This window comes from Mesorhizobium sp. M0598 (assembly GCF_040320865.1).
In the GTDB taxonomy this organism is placed as follows: Bacteria; Pseudomonadota; Alphaproteobacteria; order Rhizobiales; family Rhizobiaceae; genus Mesorhizobium.
In genome coordinates this window covers 217,746-238,031 of sequence record NZ_JAMYQL010000002.1, presented here as the reverse complement: position 1 = coordinate 238,031, position 20,286 = coordinate 217,746, and the positions used below count along the sequence as shown (strand labels likewise).

The 20,286-nt window shown below is 61.0% G+C and carries 20 protein-coding genes and 2 tRNA genes; 10 read left to right on the top strand and 12 right to left on the bottom strand.

What is annotated here, in order from left to right; translation table 11 throughout:
• Positions 1-4 precede the first annotated feature (4 nt).
• A complete protein-coding gene (locus NKI59_RS04255) occupies positions 5-748 on the top strand; it encodes a creatininase family protein (protein WP_352700517.1) in 744 nt (247 codons plus the stop codon).
• Between the two features lie 50 nt (positions 749-798).
• Here NKI59_RS04255 and NKI59_RS04250 read toward each other — a convergent pair whose 3' ends face one another.
• The 3 genes from NKI59_RS04250 to NKI59_RS04240 all read right to left on the bottom strand — a co-directional run bounded on the left by NKI59_RS04250 (position 799) and on the right by NKI59_RS04240 (position 4,645).
• On the bottom strand, positions 799-1,716 hold the full coding sequence (locus NKI59_RS04250; protein WP_352614125.1) for a carbohydrate ABC transporter permease: 918 nt from the start codon (positions 1,714-1,716) through the stop codon (positions 799-801).
• 13 nt (positions 1,717-1,729) lie between these two features.
• On the bottom strand, positions 1,730-2,851 hold the full coding sequence (locus tag NKI59_RS04245; protein WP_031211226.1) for a carbohydrate ABC transporter permease: 1,122 nt from the start codon (positions 2,849-2,851) through the stop codon (positions 1,730-1,732).
• 129 nt (positions 2,852-2,980) lie between these two features.
• Complete coding sequence (locus NKI59_RS04240) at positions 2,981-4,645, bottom strand: ABC transporter substrate-binding protein (RefSeq protein WP_023674663.1); 1,665 nt, start codon at positions 4,643-4,645, stop codon at positions 2,981-2,983.
• A gap of 293 nt (positions 4,646-4,938) precedes the next feature.
• Between NKI59_RS04240 and NKI59_RS04235 the strand changes: the two genes are divergently transcribed.
• The 6 genes from NKI59_RS04235 to NKI59_RS04210 all read left to right on the top strand — a co-directional run bounded on the left by NKI59_RS04235 (position 4,939) and on the right by NKI59_RS04210 (position 10,309).
• Positions 4,939-5,997, top strand: a complete 1,059-nt coding sequence (locus tag NKI59_RS04235; protein ID WP_352456634.1) for an ABC transporter ATP-binding protein — start codon at positions 4,939-4,941, stop codon at positions 5,995-5,997.
• Between the two features lie 31 nt (positions 5,998-6,028).
• Positions 6,029-6,481, top strand: a complete 453-nt coding sequence (locus NKI59_RS04230) for an RbsD/FucU family protein (RefSeq protein WP_352495329.1) — start codon at positions 6,029-6,031, stop codon at positions 6,479-6,481.
• A gap of 4 nt (positions 6,482-6,485) precedes the next feature.
• Entirely contained in the window at positions 6,486-7,427 is a 942-nt protein-coding gene (gene rbsK / locus NKI59_RS04225) for a ribokinase (RefSeq protein WP_352495330.1), read from the top strand.
• Positions 7,428-7,655: 228 nt separating this feature from the next.
• The gene (locus tag NKI59_RS04220; protein WP_352495331.1) at positions 7,656-8,276 is read left to right on the top strand and encodes a hypothetical protein; all 621 of its coding nucleotides are present in this window, start codon (positions 7,656-7,658) and stop codon (positions 8,274-8,276) included.
• A 183-nt stretch (positions 8,277-8,459) separates the two neighbouring features.
• Entirely contained in the window at positions 8,460-9,107 is a 648-nt protein-coding gene (locus NKI59_RS04215) for a hypothetical protein (RefSeq protein WP_352495332.1), read from the top strand.
• Complete coding sequence (locus NKI59_RS04210) at positions 9,104-10,309, top strand: GmrSD restriction endonuclease domain-containing protein (RefSeq protein ID WP_352495333.1); 1,206 nt, start codon at positions 9,104-9,106, stop codon at positions 10,307-10,309. Before NKI59_RS04215 ends, NKI59_RS04210 begins: the two co-directional genes overlap by 4 nt.
• Positions 10,310-10,444: 135 nt before the next feature.
• Here NKI59_RS04210 and NKI59_RS04205 read toward each other — a convergent pair.
• Positions 10,445-10,521: transfer RNA gene (locus NKI59_RS04205), tRNA-Asp, on the bottom strand.
• Positions 10,522-10,738: 217 nt separating this feature from the next.
• Here NKI59_RS04205 and NKI59_RS04200 point away from each other — a divergent pair.
• Positions 10,739-10,814 (top strand) — tRNA-Val (locus tag NKI59_RS04200).
• Positions 10,815-10,865: 51 nt separating this feature from the next.
• Positions 10,866-11,339: a hypothetical protein gene (locus tag NKI59_RS04195; RefSeq protein ID WP_352702540.1), complete on the top strand. Its 474-nt coding sequence runs from the start codon at positions 10,866-10,868 to the stop codon at positions 11,337-11,339.
• A 201-nt stretch (positions 11,340-11,540) separates the two neighbouring features.
• Here the strand turns inward: NKI59_RS04195 and NKI59_RS04190 are convergent, their stop codons facing one another.
• The 6 genes from NKI59_RS04190 to NKI59_RS04165 all read right to left on the bottom strand — a co-directional run bounded on the left by NKI59_RS04190 (position 11,541) and on the right by NKI59_RS04165 (position 17,127).
• The gene (locus NKI59_RS04190; RefSeq protein WP_352702538.1) at positions 11,541-12,197 is read right to left on the bottom strand and encodes a GNAT family N-acetyltransferase; all 657 of its coding nucleotides are present in this window, start codon (positions 12,195-12,197) and stop codon (positions 11,541-11,543) included.
• Positions 12,194-12,964: an SDR family oxidoreductase gene (locus NKI59_RS04185; protein ID WP_352646515.1), complete on the bottom strand. Its 771-nt coding sequence runs from the start codon at positions 12,962-12,964 to the stop codon at positions 12,194-12,196. Before NKI59_RS04185 ends, NKI59_RS04190 begins: the two co-directional genes overlap by 4 nt.
• A complete protein-coding gene (locus tag NKI59_RS04180; protein WP_352702535.1) occupies positions 12,961-13,956 on the bottom strand; it encodes an ABC transporter permease in 996 nt (331 codons plus the stop codon). Before NKI59_RS04180 ends, NKI59_RS04185 begins: the two co-directional genes overlap by 4 nt.
• Positions 13,957-14,119: 163 nt before the next feature.
• Positions 14,120-15,160: a sugar ABC transporter substrate-binding protein gene (locus NKI59_RS04175; protein WP_352571438.1), complete on the bottom strand. Its 1,041-nt coding sequence runs from the start codon at positions 15,158-15,160 to the stop codon at positions 14,120-14,122.
• A 39-nt stretch (positions 15,161-15,199) separates the two neighbouring features.
• On the bottom strand, positions 15,200-15,964 hold the full coding sequence (locus NKI59_RS04170; RefSeq protein WP_352702533.1) for an ATP-binding cassette domain-containing protein: 765 nt from the start codon (positions 15,962-15,964) through the stop codon (positions 15,200-15,202).
• Positions 15,961-17,127 carry an ROK family transcriptional regulator gene (locus NKI59_RS04165; RefSeq protein WP_352619162.1) on the bottom strand — a complete coding sequence of 389 codons (1,167 nt, stop codon included), beginning with the start codon at positions 17,125-17,127 and terminating at the stop codon, positions 15,961-15,963. The genes NKI59_RS04170 and NKI59_RS04165 overlap by 4 nt, the downstream gene beginning before the upstream one ends.
• 321 nt (positions 17,128-17,448) lie before the next feature.
• Here NKI59_RS04165 and NKI59_RS04160 point away from each other — a divergent pair, with 321 nt between their 5' ends.
• Positions 17,449-18,240, top strand: coding sequence for an alpha/beta fold hydrolase (locus NKI59_RS04160; protein ID WP_352575968.1), 792 nt, complete (start codon positions 17,449-17,451; stop codon positions 18,238-18,240).
• Positions 18,241-18,315: 75 nt separating this feature from the next.
• Here the strand turns inward: NKI59_RS04160 and NKI59_RS04155 are convergent, their stop codons facing one another.
• Together NKI59_RS04155 and NKI59_RS04150 are read right to left on the bottom strand one after the other, a co-directional pair.
• The gene (locus NKI59_RS04155; protein ID WP_352681546.1) at positions 18,316-19,596 is read right to left on the bottom strand and encodes a M23 family metallopeptidase; all 1,281 of its coding nucleotides are present in this window, start codon (positions 19,594-19,596) and stop codon (positions 18,316-18,318) included.
• A 138-nt stretch (positions 19,597-19,734) separates the two neighbouring features.
• The gene (locus NKI59_RS04150; protein ID WP_352702531.1) at positions 19,735-20,202 is read right to left on the bottom strand and encodes a peroxiredoxin; all 468 of its coding nucleotides are present in this window, start codon (positions 20,200-20,202) and stop codon (positions 19,735-19,737) included.
• Positions 20,203-20,286: the final 84 nt, after the last annotated feature.

Sequence of the window (20,286 nt, the reverse complement as noted above, 5' to 3'; positions counted from 1 at the left end):
TGTCATGCGCTACGAATTGATGCTGCCGCACCAGATCCGCAAGGCGATCGCCGAGAACCGGCCGGTCGTGTTGCCGCTCGGTGTGCTCGAATATCACGGCGAGCACATGGCCGTCGGAATGGACACGCTGGCGGTGGTCAAGAGCCTGGAACTGTTCGAAAAAGAAGCCGAGATCGTCATTCTGCCGCCCTTCCATTACGGCGCGGCGAGCTATGCTGTTGCAGCACCGGAGGGCAGTGGTTCGCTGCAGGTCGGCGGCAATGTGCTGGCGCCATTTGCGGAAGAACTGTTCTACAGCCTGCTGCGCATCGGCTTCCGCAACATCCACGCCGTCATTCACCACCAGACCGAAAATTTTGCCGCCGGCATGCCGACCGATCTCGCCTTCAAGGCCGCCGGCCGGCAGGCGATCTTCCGCTTCCTGGAGAAAGAACGTGGCGAAGGCTGGTGGGGCTCTCCGGCTATGGCCGACTATTATGCCGAGCACGCCGAGGGCAGCAATTTCTTCAACTGGGTGCGGGTGCATCCACTGATGCCGGCTTCAATGCACAGCCGGTACCCGTTCGACCATGCCGGCACCGGCGAGACGTCACTGATGCTGGCGCTGTGCCCGGAAGCGGTGGATGCCGGCCGCTTCGCCGACAACACCGGCTGGTACACGGCAAGTGCGCCCGAAGCCTCGGCGGAATTGGGGCAAAAAGGGGTTGCCATGATCCTCGAGCATTTGCGGGCAACACTTTCGGGTTAGCGCGCTTTTCCCTTCTCCCACAACAAGGGGAGAAGGGAGAGCCGGCGCAGTTATTTCACCGCGCCCGCTGTCATGCCCATGATCAGGTAACGCTCGAGCGCGATGCCGATGACGGCGAGCGGTGTGATGGCGGCGGTGGCAAGCGCTGCCATCGACCACCAGTTGATGCCTTGTGAGCCGGTCTGGCTGGCCACCATGACAGGAATGGTCTTTGCGTCGGTCGAGGTCAAAAGCGCGGCGAAGAAATACTCGTTCCAGCACAGCACCATCGCCAGGATGAAGGCGGCGACCATGCCCGGCAGCGCGATCGGCATGACGATGCGCAAGAAGGCGCCCCAGATCGACAGGCCGTCGACGAGTGCTGCCTCCTCCAGCTCCACCGGGATGGAGTTGAACTGGTCGCGCATGATCCAGATGACGATCGGCAACACCATCAGCGTGTAGAGCAGGATCAGCCCGACGCGTGTGTCGAGCAGGCCGACCTCCCGGTAAAGCACGAGGAAGGGCAGGGCCAAAACCACCGGCGGCAGGATCAGCTGCGACAGGAAGAAGAAGGAAATATCCTCGTTCCTGAACCAGGCGAACTTGTAACGATAGCGGGTCAGCCCGTAGGCGGCGAGGCTGCCGATGACGATGGCGAGGCTCGACGCGCCGACCGAGGTGATGACCGAATTCATGAAACGCTTGATGAATTCGTCGCGGACCGTCGACGTCCGAAAGATCGAGTCCGGCGACAGGCCGAGCGAACGCCAGCCCTTCCAGTCGGGCCGGAAGTCGACGAACGGGATCAGATGGCCCTGGGTGACGTCGACCGCGGTCTTGAACGAGGTGGTTATCGTCCAATAGATCGGGAACAGGCAGATGAAAGCCCAGAAGATGAGGGCGCCGTAGATGAAGACGCGGTTGGCGACGAAGCTCGCCGGCGAGCGGATTTCGGAGGCGGCATAGTCGGTGGTTTGAACGCTCATCTCGCCGGCCCGATCAGTTGACGTTGCGCACGAAGCGGCTGGCGAATTTCAGCAGCCAGGTCACGAACACGATGATGATGATCAAATAGGCCATCGCCAGCATCGTGCCGTAGCCGACGTTCGAGCGGTCGCGATATTCGCGGTAGATGAAACTGGACACCGAATCGGTCGCGCCGCCCGGCCCGCCGGAGGTGACGGTGATGATGATATCGGCGAGCTTCAGCTTGAAGATGATGCGCAGGATGACCGCTGTCACCGACACCGGCAGCATCAGCGGGAAGGTGACCTGCCAGAAGGTCTGCCAGGCAGTGGCGCCATCGACACGCGCTGCCTCGAGCACCTCGCGCGACATCGCCTGCAGGCCGGCGAGCAGCATGATCATCATGAACGGGATGAACGTCCACGCGTCGAGCACCATGATCGAGATGCGGGCGGTGATCGGGTTGGAGAAGAAGGCCGGGTTTTCCCAACCGAGATGGCGCGCCAGCGTCGCGGCGGGCCCGAAGCGGTATTCCATCAGCGACTTGCCGATCATCCACGACACCGCCACCGGCGACAGCATCAGCGGCATGAGAAACACGACGCGGAAGAATTTTCGTGCCCGGATCTGCGCGTTGAGCAGCAGCGCCAGGCCGAAGGCGATGACATATTCGACGAACACCGCCAGCACGTAGAGCACCATGTTGAACAGCGCATTGCGATAATAGGCGTCGTTCAGCATCTGCCAGAAATTGTCGAGCCCGTTGAACTGCCGTCCGCTGAAGGAACTGAGGTTCCAGTCGGTCAGCGCGATGTAGAAGCCGAACAGCGTCGGGAAGATCACCATGGCAATGGTAAACAGCAGCGCCGGCAGCAGGAACAGCGCGCGCTGGCCGTCCTCGCCGCGCGTCAGTACCTGGCCGATGCCGAGCGCGACACCCCACAGCACGTAGGCGTAGACGACCGGCCGCCAGGTCTCAAAGCCGATAGTGTCGACCTCGCTCTTGTAGAGGATTTGCAGCGCGATCACCGCCAGAAGGCCGAGCGTCGCAGCAGCCATCAGCGCCCAGCCAAGCCGTTTGCGGCTCCGCGGTATCAGGTCGGATGGCACGGCGCCTGCCGGCCATTCACTTGTCGACAAAGTCTGGTCAGCCAGGGTCCGGTCAGCCACGCGTCTTGCCCGTTCACAGGAGGCTCGATGATCCGGCCGAGCCGGTCGAGGCCAGGCCGGTCAAGCGGAGGTCCGGCGGCTGTGCGCTGCCGGACCAGGTTTCACGATCTCAGCCTACATGCCGAGCGAGGCCTTGTAGAGCTTGACCTGTTTGTCGCGGCCGATCTGGTCGGTCAGCTTCTCCCAGGCGGCTGCGATGGCGTCGGCGCCTTCCTGCGCCTTCATCTTGCCGGCAAAAGTGTTGGCCAAAATGTCCTCGGCAGCGCTGTAGTACTGGAAGATGCCGGGGATGCGCGGCTCGATCGCCGCGTTGGGATGGTTGTAGCTGTCGGCTTCCGACTTCAGATACGAGGTGATGAACGCCTCGTCGTAGCCCGCCGCCACCCATTCCGGAATGTTGAAATGCGAGTTGCGATAGGGCTGGAAACCCGACGGATAGGCCGCGCACCAGAGCGACAGGTCCTTGCCGCCTAGATGGGCAGCGGCAGACCATGCCGCCTTCTTCTTCTTTTCGTCGCTGTCGACGCGGGCCATGACATAAACGCCCCAGCCGAGATAGGCGCAGTTCGGCGCATGGTTCGGGCCGCTGGCGAGCTTGTCCCACTGGCCGGTCTTGGAGTTGTAGACATCGTCCGAGCCCGGCAGGATCGAGAAGCCGGTGATGTCGCCGACGACCGAGGAATCGTTGGTCTTGACGTTCGAACCGACGTCGCCCCACCAGGTAACCATCGAACCGGTGCCTGCCAGGAATTGCTGGAAGGCGGTGGTGTTCGGGTCGGCGTTGATCTGGTCGGCAGGTTCGGAGGGCAGGGCATCGATGACGTCCTGGATCGCCCGCACCCATGCCGGATTGTTGACGCGCGGCTTCATCGTGTCGGCATCGAACAGCCAGGCCTTGTCATCGGGATGCTTGGCGTAGGCGCTGGCGCGGCTGCCGAGGAAATAGAAGCCGAAACCGCCCCAGGGCTTGGGCGCATCGAGGTAGCCAAAGACATCCTGGCCCTTCACCTGCTTGCCCTTGAGGAATTTCGTCACCGCCTGCACCTGCTGCCAGGTCTTCGGCACGCCCCATTCGCCTTCTCCGCCGCCGTCCTTCCAGGCCTTGGCGAGGTCGGCATCGGCGAACACGTCGGTGCGGTAGTTGAAGTTATGCGCGTCGCCGTCGACCGTGACGCGATACTGCTTGCCGTCCCAGGTGCCGACCGGCGGCTGCAGATAGGCCACGACATCCTTCATGTCGATCTGGTCCTTGACCCAGTCCGGCATCTCGGAGGTGAGACCCTTGCCGCAGACGTCGCCTTCGAACGGTGCCCCCATTTCGATGATGTCGAAATCGACGGTGCCGGTCGCGATCGACTGCTGCAGGCGGGCGTTGTAGTCAGCCTGCGCCAGGTCGATCCAGTTGATCTTGGCGCCGGTATAGGTCTCCCACGGCTTCAGGAAGCCGCGAAACAGCACATTGTGCAGGTTCTGATTGTTGAGGCCCATGAAGGTGAGTTCGACACCGGCGAATTCGCCTTCCTTGACATTGGCCTTGGTGGCGCCAAGGCAAAGCTCGCCGACCTGCTGGAAGTCGGCATCGGTCGGCTGACCCTTGCCGACACCCGGGATCTGCAGGATCTGCGCACGCAGGTCGTCGGCGGCCGCAGCCGTGCGCGTCAGCGCACCAAGTCCGGCGCTTGAGGCCGCCGCGAGGGCGGCCATGCTGGCCGCTCCCTTCAGCACGTCGCGGCGGGTGGCCCCGGCGCGGACAAGTTGGTTATAAAGGCTGACTTTCATTTCGTTCCTCCCAGAAGGTCAATTGTGAATTGGTTCAGATGGTGGAGCGCCGATTATGTTCCCCAACGACAGCGACTCCCGTAAATAGCGGCCCGAATTCTCCCTCCCGCGACGCTTGGCATTCAGTGCCGGACAAGCGTACCGGTGCGCCCGGAACAGGGTCACAAGCCGGACACTGTCACTATTCGCACAACGAAGTGCGGTGTCAACGTGAATGGGTTTTTTATCTATAAGAGACTGACTTGCCCTCGCCGTTTGCGTTGTTTAGCTTCACGGCAACTGAAGGGGGAATGATGGCTCAAGTCGCGATCCGCAATGTGGCCAAGGCGTTCGGAACCGTCAAGGTTCTGCACGATGTCAGCGTCGACATCGCCGACGGGCAGTTCGTGGTGCTGGTCGGGCCTTCCGGCTGCGGCAAGTCCACGCTGCTGAGGATGGTGGCCGGGCTGGAAACGGTCTCCGGCGGCACCATCGCCATCGGCGAGCGCGTCGTCAACCATCTGCCGCCGGCCAAGCGCGACATCGCCATGGTGTTCCAGAACTACGCGCTCTATCCGCACAAGACGGTCGAGCAGAACATGGCCTTTGCTCTCAAGCTGCGCAAAACCGACCCGGCGGTGGTCACTGAGCGGGTCAAGCGCGCCGCCGACATCCTCGACCTCAATCCGTACCTCAAGCGCTATCCGCGCCAGCTCTCCGGCGGCCAGCGCCAGCGCGTCGCCATGGGCCGCGCCATCGTGCGCAACCCGCAGGTGTTCCTCTTCGACGAGCCGCTCTCCAATCTCGACGCCAAGCTGCGTGTCCAGATGCGCACCGAGATCAAGGAACTGCACCAGCGGCTGAAGACCACGACCATCTACGTCACCCACGACCAGATCGAGGCCATGACCATGGCCGACAAGATCGTGGTGATGCGCGACGGTCGCATCGAACAGGTCGGCGCGCCGCTGGAATTATTCGACCGGCCGGCCAACCTGTTTGTCGCCGGCTTCATCGGCTCGCCCTCGATGAACCTGCTCAAGGGCGTTGTGCGCAAGGGCGACAAGCCCGTCGTCGAGATCGCCGGGACGCCGTTCCCGATTGCGGCGACCAGCGCCGTCGAGGATGGCCGTAATGTCGTCTACGGCGTGCGGCCCGAGCATCTCGAAATCCATCCCGATGGTGTTCCGGCGAAGATTTCGGTGGTCGAGCCGACCGGTTCCGAGACTTTGGTGTTCCTGCGCTTCGGCGAGGGCGAGATGGTGGCGCTGTTCCGTGAGCGCCACGACTTCAAGCCGGGCGACACACTGCACCTGAAACCGCGGCTCGACCAGGTGCATCTCTTCGACGCAGAGACCGGCAAGCGTCTCTGATTTCGCCCCAGCAAACTTCGCGAGGAATACCATGCTCAAAGGAATCAATCCGCTGCTCAATGCCGATGTGCTGCAGGCGCTGCGGGCGATGGGCCACGGTGACGATCTGATTATCGCCGACACCAATTTCCCGTCCGATTCGGTGGCGCGCCAGACCGTGCTTGGCCGGCTGCTGCGCATCGATGCGTCGGCGGCCGACGTGGTCAAAGCGGTACTGTCGCTCTATCCGCTGGACACCTTCGTCGACGACGCGGCCGCGCGCATGGAGATCGTCGGCAAGCCGGACGACATTCCCGCCGTGCAGCAGGAAGTGCAAAAAGAGATCGATGCCGCCGAGAGCAAGGCCTGGCCGATGATCTCGGTCGAGCGCTACGCCTTCTACGAACGCGCCAAGAAGGCCTATTGCGTCATCCAGACCGGCGAGCGCCGCTTCTATGGCTGTTTTGCGTTCCGCAAGGGCGTCGTGCCACCGGATGCGGAGTAGCGGCATGCCGGCGAAACCGATCGTCATGAAGCCGGTTGTCATATTGGGCGTCTTCGTCGCCGATACGGCCTACCGCGCCGCCCGCCAGCCGCGCATGGGCGAGACGATCCTGGGCACGTCCTTCACGCTCGGCCCAGGCGGCAAGGGCTCGAACCAGGCTGTGGCAGCCGGCCGGCTCGGCGCCGATGTCACCTTCCTTACCCGCCTCGGCGTCGATCCCTTTGCCGATATGGCGAGACAGACCTGGTCGCACGCCGGCGTGAAGAGCGCCGTCATCGACACGCCGGAAAGCTACACCGGTGCCGCCTATATCTTCATCGAGGAGACGAGCGGCAACAACGCGATCATCGTCAGCCCTGGTGCGGCGATGCTGATCTCGCCCGCCGATATCGAGGCAAATGCCGGCCTGATCCGCGCGGCCGGCGTTTTCGTCACCCAGCTCGAACAGCCGATCGAGGCGGCGCTGGGGGCGCTGGAGATCGCGCGCGGGGCAGGGGTGACCACCATCCTCAACCCGGCGCCGGCGGCCAGGCTTCCGGACCGTATCTACACGCTTTGCGACTATGTCACGCCGAACGAGACTGAGGCCGAGGAACTGACCGGCATCAAGGTATCCTCCATCGACGATGCCCGCCGTGCCGCCGACAGCCTGCTCGAGAAGGGCGTGGGCGCTGTCATCGTGACGCTCGGCGAAAAGGGCGCGCTGCTGCACACGGCCGACCGTTCCGAGCATGTCGCAGCGGTCGCCGCCGGCCCGGTCATCGAGACCACGGGTGCGGGCGACGCCTTCAATGGCGGCCTGGCTGCGGCGCTGTCGAGGGCGATGGAACCCCTGCAGGCGGTGCGCTTCGCCTGCGCCGTCGCCGGCATCTCGGTGACGCGCCGGGGCACCGCGCCGTCCATGCCAACGCTGCAGGAGGTCGAGGCGCTGCTGGCGAGAGGTTGAAGTTCGATTCGTCAGTGCCGAAGCTCATACGGCTAGAACCTGCGATCTCCCGCGTGACAGGCTATGCAAAGCCGGGTTGGAATTTCCTCCTACTTCAAACAGATGCGGACAAGCCGAAAGAACTTTGAACTGGTCAGTAAGCACTTGACCCTGTTCACAAGTGATCGCCCGTCGTGATATTGCGGAATGATGGGTGGGTTTTGGAAGGACGGGACTTGGGCAGTCGCCGTGGCGATTGCGATGTTTGCCGCAATCCTACTGGCGATGTGGTTCACGTACCACTGGGATTTCGCAGATCTCTGCGGCGCCGACGAAACGGCTGGCGAGTGTTTCCGCGAATGGTATGGATCTTCGGCGGGGTATTTGGCTGTTCTGGTAGGCGCGCTCACAATTTATCCGCTTTACCGGCAGATTGAAGAGCAAAGGAAACAGACTGAGTTTCAGCTCGGCGACGCATCCCCTACCATGGATATCACGCTGGATCTTGAGGACCATGAGCAGATTGTAGTTCGCATCGTGAATTGGAATAGACGCGGACTGGTAATCTGGGACCTCGAAATTCAGGGGATCGACGGTTCGACAACAGGAGTAATGGAATACAAAATCGATGGGAACGTGATCGAGAACCCTAGTGAATACTACCTGCGAGGATGGGAAGACAGAAGTCGAGGACCTAGAGTCGCACAATTCAAGCTTGCCGCTTCGGCTGGAGACGAAATCGTAAGCTCTTTTCCTATGACCACCCAGGTAGCTGTGCTCGTTCAGCTTTTTGGCGAAAGCCACAAACAGGTGTTGTTGCGTGCGAAACTCTTCCCGCAGGAAGAAGGGTTTGAAATCATAGGTGGATAGGAACCGACGCGTCGACAGAAGCCTAGCGACAATTAAGAGCGGCGACGACAGAGGCCTAGCGAGAATTAAGGGCGACGACGTCTCGGAAAGATTCACTGGTTCGATTTCGCAGCTGCCCCTGACGACAGAATTGGGATATGGATCCCGTAGAACAGAACGTTGCAAACGCTTGGGGGAGCTTGCGTGTTTTCTGATGTCGCAGCCTTGCAGGCTGCCTTACTTAATAAAGAGCCGAAGTCGTTCGTCTCGCACCACATTTTCGAACCAATCCCTTTTGCTTTCAAAGATGACCTCGCCCTGTGGATTGAATGGAAACGCAAACTTGCGGACGCACTTGACGTCGATCCGCAAGATATCGTGATGACGGGAAGCGCGGCAGTTGGTTACAGCCTGAACCCGCACAACGATTTCAAGGCATTTGATAACGGTTCAGATTTTGATTGCGGTGTAGTTAGCAGCTACTACTTTGATATAGCCTGGCGGTATTTGAGGCAGTTGAGAGTCTCATGGCTTTCGCTCCCGCAGCCGACTAGAAATGCAATTACAAGCCATCGTAAGACTTACGTGTTTGCAGGGACCATTGCTGCCGATAAGATGCTTGGAATACTTCCGTTTGGCCAGACGTGGCAGGCGGCGCTTGATACAATGAGTCAGATCGATCCGACAAAAGGGCGAGACGTCAAGCTGCGTCTCTATAAGGACTTTGATTCTTTGCGATACTACCAAGCTAGCAATGTTGAGCGTTTGCGAGATTCGCTCGGCGGGCAGGCTGAGTCCGAACCAATCGGAAATAACGACAGCGACGACATATTGATTGAGGACGGCGAATGACCCAGCCTGATAACTTTCTCCATACGACACATCGAACAATTACGTGGTTTAAAAAGGCGTTCGCGAACAATGAGCTTGTTCTTGCCGCCCCTTTCCAACGGAATCCGGTTTGGACGAACCTTCAGAAATCATATTTGCTTGACACTGTTCTGAACGGGTTGCCGATACCTGAGCTTTATATGCAGGATCTTGTAAATGAGACCGGCGAAGAGAAGCATATCGTCGTCGATGGGCAGCAGCGTATACGAGCGGTCCTTGAGTATGTTCTAGCCACATTCTCGCTCGAGGGGAACGATGTTGCCAAAAATTGGCGCGGCTTAAAATTTGACGACCTGTCTGTCGACGACAAAAAAACTATCTTTAACTATAAGTTTGTCGTTCGTATTTTGCCACCGGAACTAAAAGAGGAGGACATCCGCCGGATTTTCGCAAGGTTGAATAAGAATGTTGTTGCACTGACGGACCAAGAGCTTCGGAACGCGACCTATTGGGGGCCGTTCATCAAGGCAATACAACATATGGCTGATGAGGATTCGTTCTGGGCCGACTGTGGAATTTTCTCCGCAAACGATCACCGACGTATGAACGATCACGAGTATATTAGCGAATTGGCTATTGCATATTTACATGGTCCTCAAAACAAAAAAGATCGGCTCGACCATTATTATCAGCTCTATGAAGAGCAGTTTGAAGATCGAGATAACCTTGTAAAATCTTTTAGCGCGGTCACGTCTGAAGTGGGGAGAATAATACCCAAATTAGCAGGGACTCGATGGAAGAAAAAATCGGACTTTTACACGATGTTTTTGGAATTGGCCGGACGAAAAGATAGGATTCCGTTCAATGAGGACAAGTTGCTGGAAATCTCAAACAACCTCATCACCTTCGGTCATAGAGTTGATAGTCTGCTCCGATTGGAAGAAAAGGATTGGGGTTCTCAGGACGCCAATGTGATTTCTTATGCGAGGAATGTCGCCCGAGCAGCCTCTGATCGCGCAAATCGCATCGCTCGCTCGGCGGCGTTCTCGCACTTCGTGTTTAAGGAAGAGCCAGTTCACACTCTGCCGGAGGCAAGCGAGGCGTCTGACGCAGTAGAGATTTTCATAGGCCTTAGCCCGCCAGAGGATCAAGATGGAGACTATGAGGTAGAGGGCACCACATCTTCTGAAGCCTCTGGATCGTCAGAAGCCTCTGGCCGATAGGAATGGGATCGCAGACTCTTTGACGTTTTCTCAAGTCAGGAAGGCGGTTCGCTGGACCGAATCCGTGAAAAGTCTGAATTGCCGGTTTGGCATTCAGACTACTGGCCACTTCTCAATCAGCAATTGACTGAGAAATGGCGCGAGTGACGGGGCTCGAACCCGCGACCTCCGGCGTGACAGGCCGGCACTCTAACCAACTGAGCTACACCCGCGCATGGACGAGCACGTGTCAGCCGTGTTCGTCGTTGGGGCGGTGGATAAGGGGTAAGCCACCGGGTGTCAAGCGGACCCGGACAGCATAACGGCAAACAGGAGAAGGTTTTTTGACAAGCCGAACTTTGTTGCCGAAACCGGCTCCCGGCCAAGCCACTCGCCGCTCATTTGGCCTTGCGAAGCCGGTCTTAACTGCTTAAAGGTCCGGCCCGGGGCGGGCGATTAGCTCAGTTGGTAGAGCGCTTCGTTTACACCGAAGATGTCGGCGGTTCGAGCCCGTCATCGCCCACCATTTTCCTCGATGTGTTCAGTTTGGGCTACACCGCTCAAGCTGATCGCCCAGGTGAGACGCATCCGACCACTGTGCTACTCGGACTTTGGTCTGATTCAAACTGTCTTTCCGCAGGGACTTAAGTCTGATCTGCTTGCCTCTCATGAGGGAAACGATTGCCGAAAGCTACAACTTGCAGTATCTCAATTGCGTATGGGCATGGGCGGGAGCGAAAATATTCCTGGATGGCTTGTGGGTCATCTTCCGGACGATCCCGTGATCGCAGGAGATCTCGCGGATAAGATATCGAAGGAAGCTGAAAAAAACCGGCTTCCAGGCGAACGGGTTGTGAAGACAACCCGTAACGAAGAAGACACCTTCAAGAAAGAACAAGTCGAAGCTTATCCCGACGCCGCGGTTGCAGGAGTCTTTGCCAGCGGTTCATTCCTCGCCCTGTTGGTATTAGCCATTTATCTGCTTTATGTGCTCTCGATTGTGGCCGGGGGAACGGTCGCGGATGTTCCCCTGCCGCCCATACTGAACTAGTAGACGCTCCGCCAACACTCGAATTAGCCCCGCACCGTGTTGATGCTGGTGACTTTCGCGTCTGCGGTGGAGCACGCGACGAAGGTTTCGTTCCCGCGGCAAAGATGTTCACGCGGGGCAACTGGCTGCTGCAGAACGGCAGCATTGTACTTCCATAGGCCTCCCGGTTCTTTGCAACTTGGGCGATTGGCTTGTCGCAGATCAGTCTGCAATCGCCGGAGCATGAGCAATCCGTTTCGCCACATAAACACAACACTTCGATGAATCAGCGTCCTGCACCACCTCAAATCCAATCGCCTTGTAGAACCTTAGCGCACCATCGTTCTCCGGCATGACTTCGAGGTGGATGCCGGTCGAGCCGCTCGCGGCAAGCCCCTGCTCGAGGAAGGCCATCGCGCGCCTGCCGATGCCTTTCCCGCGCGCTTGCGGCAACAGGTCGATATGGCCATGCGACGGATAGGCGGTCAGCGCAGGCGGAACAGCGAAATCGGGATGATGGACCCGATGCCGCGCCCAGTCGCTGCCGCGCCAGCGCGAGCTGTCGGGTCCCGGGTCTGCCACGCGCCGCTGCAGGTCGGGATACCAGTCTGATGCCAGGCTGGCATTGAAAGCGCTCGTATCGGCCGCGCCAAGCAGGTAGCCGGCCGCACCTGCGGGACTATCGATAATGAAGGCCAGCTCGGGTTCGAGCACCTGGTAGGGAATAGTGTAGAGGAGGCCGAGCAGTTCCGGGTCGTCCTCGCGGCCGCTGGCGTCCTTGCCGGCATCGCCGGTCTTGAGACAGATCATCGCAAGCGCTGCACGATCGGCGGTGGTCGCCCGGCGCAGGAAGAAACCGCCGCCGAAATCGAGGATCATGGCGGCAGCAGCCGGAAATCCTTGCCCTCGGGCAAAAGCTGCCCGCCGTCGACGATGATGGTCGTGCCCGTGATGTAGCTGGCATCGTCAGAGGCCAGGAACAGGAAGGCATTGGCCACATCGCGAGGGCTGCCGAGACGGCCGAGCGGGATGGCGTCTTCCATGTTCTTGATGAAGGCCGCACCGCGATGCTGCTCTATGCCTTCGGTCAGGATGTTGCCGGGCTCGACGCCGTTGACTGTAATGCCGTAGCCCGAGAATTCGAGCGCAGCCGAACGGATCAGCCCATTGATGCCGGCCTTGGTCGCCGAATAATGGCCGTGGCCGGGGCTGGTGACATGCGGGCCGGTGATCGAGGAGGTGAACAGCATGCTGCCAAAATGCTGTGCCTTCATTGGCACCAGTGCGGCGCGAGCAGCGATGAAGCTGCCGCGCAAGTTCACCGCCATGACCCGGTCCCAATCGTCGGGACTGGTGTTTTCCAGCAATTGCCAGGGATAGATTCCGGCATTCTGCACCATGATGTCGAGTCGGCCGTGACGGTCGAGCGCCAGTGCAACAGCAGCCTCGGCATCGGCCATCTGCGAGATGTCGGTGCGGATGAAGGCGGCGCCGAGTTCGTTCGCGGTCGCTTGCCCGGCCTCGGCCTCGGTGTCGGCCAGGACCAGCTTCGCGCCCTCTTCGGCAAAACGCTGTGCGATGCCCTTGCCGATGCCACGTGCGCTGCCGACGATCAGCGCGACCTTATCTTCCAGACGGCCGGTCATGCGAGCCTCTGGCGGATGGTTTGCTTGAATGCGTCGAGCAGCACCGCGGCGAGGACGAGCAGGCCGTGGATCACCTGGGTGAAGTTGGCCGGCAGGCCCATCAAATTGATCGCCGTGTTGATGGCCGAGAGCAGCAGCACGCCGGCATAGACGCCGGGCAAGGTGCCGACGCCGCCCTTCAGGCTGACGCCGCCGATGACGACTGCGGCGAAGGCATTGAACAACAGGCCGACGCCGAGATTAGCTGTCGCGCCGGAGGTGCGGATCGCCAGCAGCCAGCCGGCAAGGCCGGCGATGGCGCCGGCGAGAACGAAGGCTATGACCAGGTTGCGGTTGACGCGGATGCCGGCGCGAAAGGTCGCCGTCTCGTTGCCGCCGATCATGACCAGGTGCCGGCCGAAGGGCGTCTTGGCCATGATCAGCGAGAACACCACGAAACACGCAATGGCGATCCAGGCGGTCAGCGGCAGGCCGCCCAGGCGCTGGATGGCGAACCAGCGGATTGCCGGCGTAAGGTCCTGCGCCGAGCGGCCGCCGGAGATAACCAGCACCAGGCCGCGCACCCAGATGTAAGAGGCCAGGGTGATGATGAAGGCGCTCATCTTGACCCTGACCACCAGGTAGCCATTGAAGGCGCCGATGAGGCCGCCGACGGCAAGCGCGATGAGCAGCGAAACCGGAACCATCAGCCATTGCGGCTGCAACTGGATGCCAAGGCCGATGCCCGACGAGCAGAACAGGATGCCGACCGCCATGGCGCTGAGCGCCGCCACCGATTCGACCGACAGGTCCATGTGGCCGGCGATGATGACCAGCGCCAGGCCGATCGACATGACGCCGAGCACGCTCGACGCCTCGATGATGTTGGCAAAAATGCCGAGCTGAAAATAGTTCGGGATGAGGATGGAAAAGACCACCAGCACGAAGACCAGCATGAACCAGACAAGATTGTCGAGGATGAACTCGAGGGTTTGGCGCGTGCGGGGGTTCATCTCAGGATCCGGTTGGCGCATGACCCCGAAAACCATTCGTCCTTCGGAAAGACCAGGCGCGGTTGAAAATTGCTGCAGCATACCCGTGCGCGTCCGTTTGAACGCACTGAGGCTGCAGGGCTGGGCTCCGGGCCGGCATGGCCCGGAGCTTCTGGCGAGTTTGCTATTCGACCGGCTTTATGGTTTCGGTCGGCGGCTTCATGTTGCCCCAGAACGCCGGGTTATCGACATTTTCCTTGGTGATCGCAGCGCCGGGGATCTTGATGTTCGGTCCCCACGCTTCCTTGGTCAGGGTTGATTTCAGGCCAAGCACATCATATTCGCCGGGCTTGATCTCCTGCTTGTTGACCACCTTGTCCATGAACATCGCGACCGCCGCGGCCTGGGCGTAGAGCGGCTGCTCGACTTCGACATTGAGCCAGCCCTTGCGGATCAGGTCGAGGCCGACCGGAGCGCCGTTCGAGCTCATCAGCATTACGTCGCCCGGTTTCTTGCCGGCGGCCTCGAGCGAGGCAACGGCAGCGACCGAAAGATGCGCGGCATGGCTGAAGATCAGGTCGATGTCGGGGTTGGCGAGCAGCTGGTCGTTCACGATGGTCCCGGCTGCATCCGCCGCCCATTGCATGGCCGGCAGCGAGATGATCTTGACGTCCGGGAACGCCTTCATCTTCTCCTCGAAACCCTTCTGGATATCGAGCGTGTAGGGATCGCCCGGATCGCCGAGCACCTGCAGGATCTTGCCCTTCACCGAGCCGTTTTTCGCGGTCAGGAGCTTTTGCGCCTGGTCGGCGGCGACGTAGCCGATCTCGACGGTTCCGGCCACCGAGGTGAAGTCGGACGGGGTCGAGGTGATCTGGCGGTCGAACTCGACGACCGGGATGCCGGCGGCGCGGGCGGCCTCGATCGACGGTTTCAGCGCATTGAAATCGACGGCGGCAAGAATGATCGCCGACGGCTTCAGCGCGATGACGTCGTTCATCTGCGATTGCTGAGCGTCGGTCTTGTTGTCGGCGTTCAGCGTCTTCATCTCGTAGCCGACCTGCTTCAGGAACAATTCCAGCGCGCTCACCGAGCCGGTCTGGAACTCATCGAGCAATGTCGGCACCATGTAGTAGACGGTGCCCTTGGACTGGGCGAATGCCGGCGTGAGCGTGGCAAAGGCCAGTGCCAGGATACCGAAGACGGAAAGAAGTATTTTCTTCATGTCGTTCGCTCCTCTTGCGCCGGACCCCTCATTTGTCCCTCAGCTCGCCGGTCCGGCACCGGCGAGCGTCTCTCCGGTGATCATGTTGATCACCGCGTCGGGACTTGTTTTGTTGCGTGCGACGTCGCCCGCCACGACGCCTTGCCGGATCACCACGATCCGGTCGGCGACCTGGAAGGCCTGTTGCATGATATGAGTGATTATGACGACGCCGATGCCCTGGCTCGCCACCTGGCGGATCATGTCGAGGCCGCGCCGCGTCTGCTCGACGCCAAGCGCTGCGAACGGCTCGTCGAGAAGCACCAGCTTGCCGCCGAAATGCACGAACCGGTTGAGCTCGATGGCCTGTCGCTGACCGCCCGAGAGGTGCTCGACATTGGTGCGAAGCGAGGGAATGCGGGTGCCGGCGCTGGCCAGTGCCTTTTGTATCACCTGCTCCATGGCGCGCTCGTCGAGCACTGGAATGCCGAGAACCTTCCTGGTGATCTCGCGGCCCATGAAGAAATTGGCGACCACGTCGACATTGGTGCAAAGCGACAGGTCCTGGTAGACCGTCTCGATCCCCGCGGCCTTGGCCTCGGCGGGGGATTTGGCGAGGAATTCCTTGCCTTCGAACAGCATGCGGCCGGAGGTCGGCTCGAGGCCGCCGGCAATGATCTTGACCAGCGTCGATTTGCCGGCGCCGTTGTCGCCCAGAAGCGCCACCACTTCGCCCTTGTCGATCGAAAAGCTGATGCCTTTCAGCGCTTCGATGGCGCCGTAATTCTTGGCGACGTTGTCGAGCACCAGCAGCGGTTCGCTCATGCTGCGATCCCCTTGTTATGCAAGAGATCCCGACCGCGTTCGCGTTCGGCGGTGAAGATCTGGCCGAAGCGCGGCGAAAGCACCCCCGAAACGGCAAGTGCGGCGGCGCCGCGCAACACCGCATGCTGGCCGCCGCGTGCGACGCTGACGCGGGGCGTCGTGCGATCGCTTCGCGCCGAGACCGAATTGGGCAGGTGCGCGGCCGCGCCGGCAAGCCTTTCGAGCAGGTCGGTGGACGCCAGCCCGCCGAGGATGATGGTTTCGGGATCGAACAGGTTTTCGATGATGGTGACGGCGTTGCGGAAGATCGGCGCAATCTCGCTCACCCACTCGGCGTCGGCGATGTTGCGGCGCCGCAGCGCCTCGAGCGAGAGATACCGTTCGAGGCAGCCGCGATTGCCGCACGGGCAGGGCTCGCCGCCCGGCACCGCGGGAATGTGGCCGATTTCACCGGCGTTTCCCCAGGCGCCGCGCAATGCCGCCCCGTCATGCACCATGACGCCGCCGAGACCGACGCCGAAATAAAGATAGTAATACTCGGAATATGCCGTTCCGAGGCCGTAGAGGCGCTCGCCGATAGCAGCCGCCGCCATATCGGTTTCGAAAAAGGCCGGCAGTCCGGTCGAGGCGGCCAGCCGCTCGCGCAGCGCCACATCCTTCCAGCCGGTCATGGTGGTCGGCCCGACAAAGCTCATGGACTCCACGCCGAACGGTCCGGGCAGCGCCATGCCGATGCCGAGAACGCGGCCACCGGGCCGCAATGCCGTCAATTCGAGCACCATGGCGCCGATCAGCTCGAAAGCGTGGTCGGGCGTTGCATTTGGGGCTTCGCGGTAGGTGCTCTCGATAACATCGCCGCTTAGGTTGATCAGGGCGGCATTGATGCCCAGCGGGGTGACGTGGATGCCGACGGCGTAGCCGCCTTCCGGATTGATGCGCAGCGTTGCCGGTGGCAGGCCGCGCCCCTTGGGCTCTTCGCGCAGCGACAACACGTAACCGTGCTCTTCCAGCTCGCGAACGATGGTAGACACCGTCTGCACGGTGAGCCCGACCCGCCTGGCAATGTCGCCGCGGGCGATCGGTCCGTGAAGGCGGATGGATTCGAGCACGATGCGCCGGTTATACGGCCGCCCGAACTCCTGATTGGTTCCCCGCAGTGCCATGCCTTGTGCCCTCGAGAGAGGCCAGACTGGCACTGAAGATTTATTCAGTCAAATGGAATTCAAAAATAATTCGCCTGTGGCCAAGGTCCTTCTAACGCCGGCGAATTCGCGCCCGCCGGCGGATGGGCCAACTCTGGTAATTTTCCAGTATGAAGCGCCACCGGCTGGACGGGAGCCAGGCATGACCTTGGCCGGCAATCCGATCAGCGCCCTGAAGCACATTTCGGAACCCGCCTGTGAGCCGGCCAGGGATCGGAGTTCGTTGCGCCTTTCCGTTGCAGGGAGCATACTTCCTCTCGCCGGTCTGCGGGAGGAGATGCGATGCCGAAGCTGACCCTCGACGGGATTGATCTCGGCTATGAGGTGCGGGGCGACGGGCCGCCGGTTCTGTTCGTCCACGGCAGCGTCACGAACGGCATGATGACATGGTCCGCCCAGCAACCGCTTGCGGAGCGCTGGAAGCTGGTTGTGGTCGACCGGCCCGGATACGGATCAAGTTCCCCTGCCGAACGCGAAGATTTCGTCGTCGACGCCAGACTGGTCGCCGGATTCCTCGATCGGACGCATGACCTCTGGGACGAAAGCCGCGTCCATCTGGTCGGGCATTCCTATGGCGGCGTCATCTCTCTTCTTGCAGCAGCGATGCGCCCGCGAGCAATCCGTTCGCTCACGGTGATCGAGCCGCCGGCCTTTGACCTTGCGCGCGGGGATGTTGCCGTGAATGAACTCGTGACGCGCCTGAAGACCCACTGGCAAAGCGGACCCCGCGACGATCCCGCGCTTTTCTTGCGCCAGTTCCTCCATCTGGTCGGCTCGGCGATACAATTGCCAGACCCGCTGCCGCCCCCGCTCGCGCAAGGGGCGGCCATGCTCGTCGTCGAACGCGGGCCATGGGAGGCCGAAATTCCGCTTCGGCAACTTGCCGATGCGCCGTTCCCGAAACTGGTGGTATCCGGCGGGCACAGCGCAGCATTCGACGCCGTCTGCGACGTGCTCGAAAACGTGCTTGGTGCCGATCGTGCCGTGATCGCCGGCGCGGGGCACAGCGTTCAGCAGACCGGTGAGCCGTTCAACCGGCGGCTCGGCGCGTTCATGGCTGCTGCTGAGGGCTGAAAGCGATCTATCTTTGATATTGCCTGGCGGGCGGTTGGCCGCGCGCCAGGCTTCACGCCGAATGAATCGCCGGCTCTACAGATACCGCTCGACCTTCTTGCCGACCGTCAGAAACCGCAGCGGATCGATTGCCTCGCCGTTGTGGCGGACCTCGTAATGCAGATGCGGGCCGGTTGAGCGGCCGCTGTTGCCGGTCTTGCCGATGATGTCTCCGGCATCGAGCTTCTGTCCGACGGCGACCTCGATTTCGCTGAGATGCCCGTAACGCGTCACAAAACCGTTGCCGTGGTCGACCTCGATCATGCGGCCGTAGCCGCCGTTCCAGCCGGCCTTGACGACAACGCCGGCTGCCGTGACCTTGGCCGGCATACCGACCGGCGCCCTGAAATCCATGCCGGAATGCAAGGCGGCCGTGCCGAGGATGGGGTCGGTGCGCACGCCGAATGGGCTGGTAACGCTGCGGCCGGGGGCGGGGTTGGCGAGCGGCAGCCGGCGTGCCTCCTTTTTCAGATGATCCAACGCGTCAAGCGCTTCGTCCAACTCCTTGACCTTGCTGTCGAAAACCAACGAGCTGTCGAGCGGTATCAGCGGCCCGCCGACGTCGCTCTTTTCGAATTCGCTATCGACGGGCAGGCCGGCGGCCTCGAGCGCCTGCGAGATCGCGTCGGCGCTCTTGTAGGCATTGTCGGCAAGTGTGGCGATGCGGGTGAGCTGCTGGCTCTCGATTGCCTTCAGCGAGTTGTTGATCGAAACGAAGAGCTTGTCTGCCCGGTCGGCCGCACTTTCGCTCGGCAGCGGATCGGCGCGGGTCGACCACAGTGAGAACGGCCTGGTGTCGTTGCTGGGAAGGGGCACAGCAAGGCTGGCGACGGAATAGGCCATCGGCTGGATGCTGCCGGTCGCGTCGGCATGTTCGTCCGGCTTTGCCGTCGGCACGGGCGGCGTTGCGACCTCGTTTTCGGCTCGTTCGAGGATCGGGCCGAGGCGGCCGTGACGCAGGCTGAGCTGGCTCTGCCGTTCCAGCAGCTCGCTGACCTTGGTTTCCATCAGTTGCTGATCGAGTAGCTGGCGGCTGGTGATGCGGTCGACCTGGCTGCGGAGTGCCGAGATGCGGTCTTCGTAGGCCTGCTGCATGCGCGCCTGCCGCGCCGTCGTGGCGCCGATCAGATCGTCGCGCAGCACCAGATAGGAGGTCGCCAGCAGGTAGCCAATGACGATCGCCGCCAGCGCCGAGCCGCAAAATGCAGCCAGCCATGGGCGTATGGTGAAATGCCTTATCTGGTCGCCCCGGGCGATGATGACCGTGTGGGGCTCTTTGCGTCTGCCGAAGACCGCTGACTGACTGGCTACGTTCACGGGACCAAGCTTTCGTTACGACACCAACGACGAGCCTGATTACACATTATTAGGGTTAACAAAGTTTTGCCGGATCGAACGACAGGCAAAGGTCTTCGCGCAAAACGGGTATCGAATTGCAGCGGTCTGGCGCAGCTCTCAAAGGGCGCGAACCGCCTCCAGCACTTCTTCGGCGTGCCCCTTGACGCGGACGTTGCGCCAGATCCTGGCGATGCGTCCGTCCCGGCCAATTAGGAACGTCGCCCGCTCGACGCCCATATAGGTGCGGCCGTAGAGCTTCTTTTCTACCCACAAATGGTAAGCCTCGATCACTTTGCGCTCTTCGTCGGCGACAAGGTCGACGCTCAGATCGTATTTCGCCTTGAATTTGTCGTGTTTCTTGACGTTGTCCGGCGAGAGCCCGATGACGACAGCGCCGGCCTTTTCGAACCCCGGCTTCAACTGCGAAAAGCCGATCGCCTCGTTGGTGCAGCTTGTGGTGTCGTCCTGTGGGTAGAAATAGAGTACGATGGGTTTTCCCAGCAATGTGGCGAGACTGAGTGAACCGCCGCCGTCGCGCGGAAGATCGAATTGCGGCGGAACATCGCCCACGTCGAGGTCAGCCATATCGATGCCCTTGATTGAGGTTACGCGCCAGGCTGCATCGATATAATGTCGAGCGGGGATTCGTCCACGATCGAATTCGTTTCA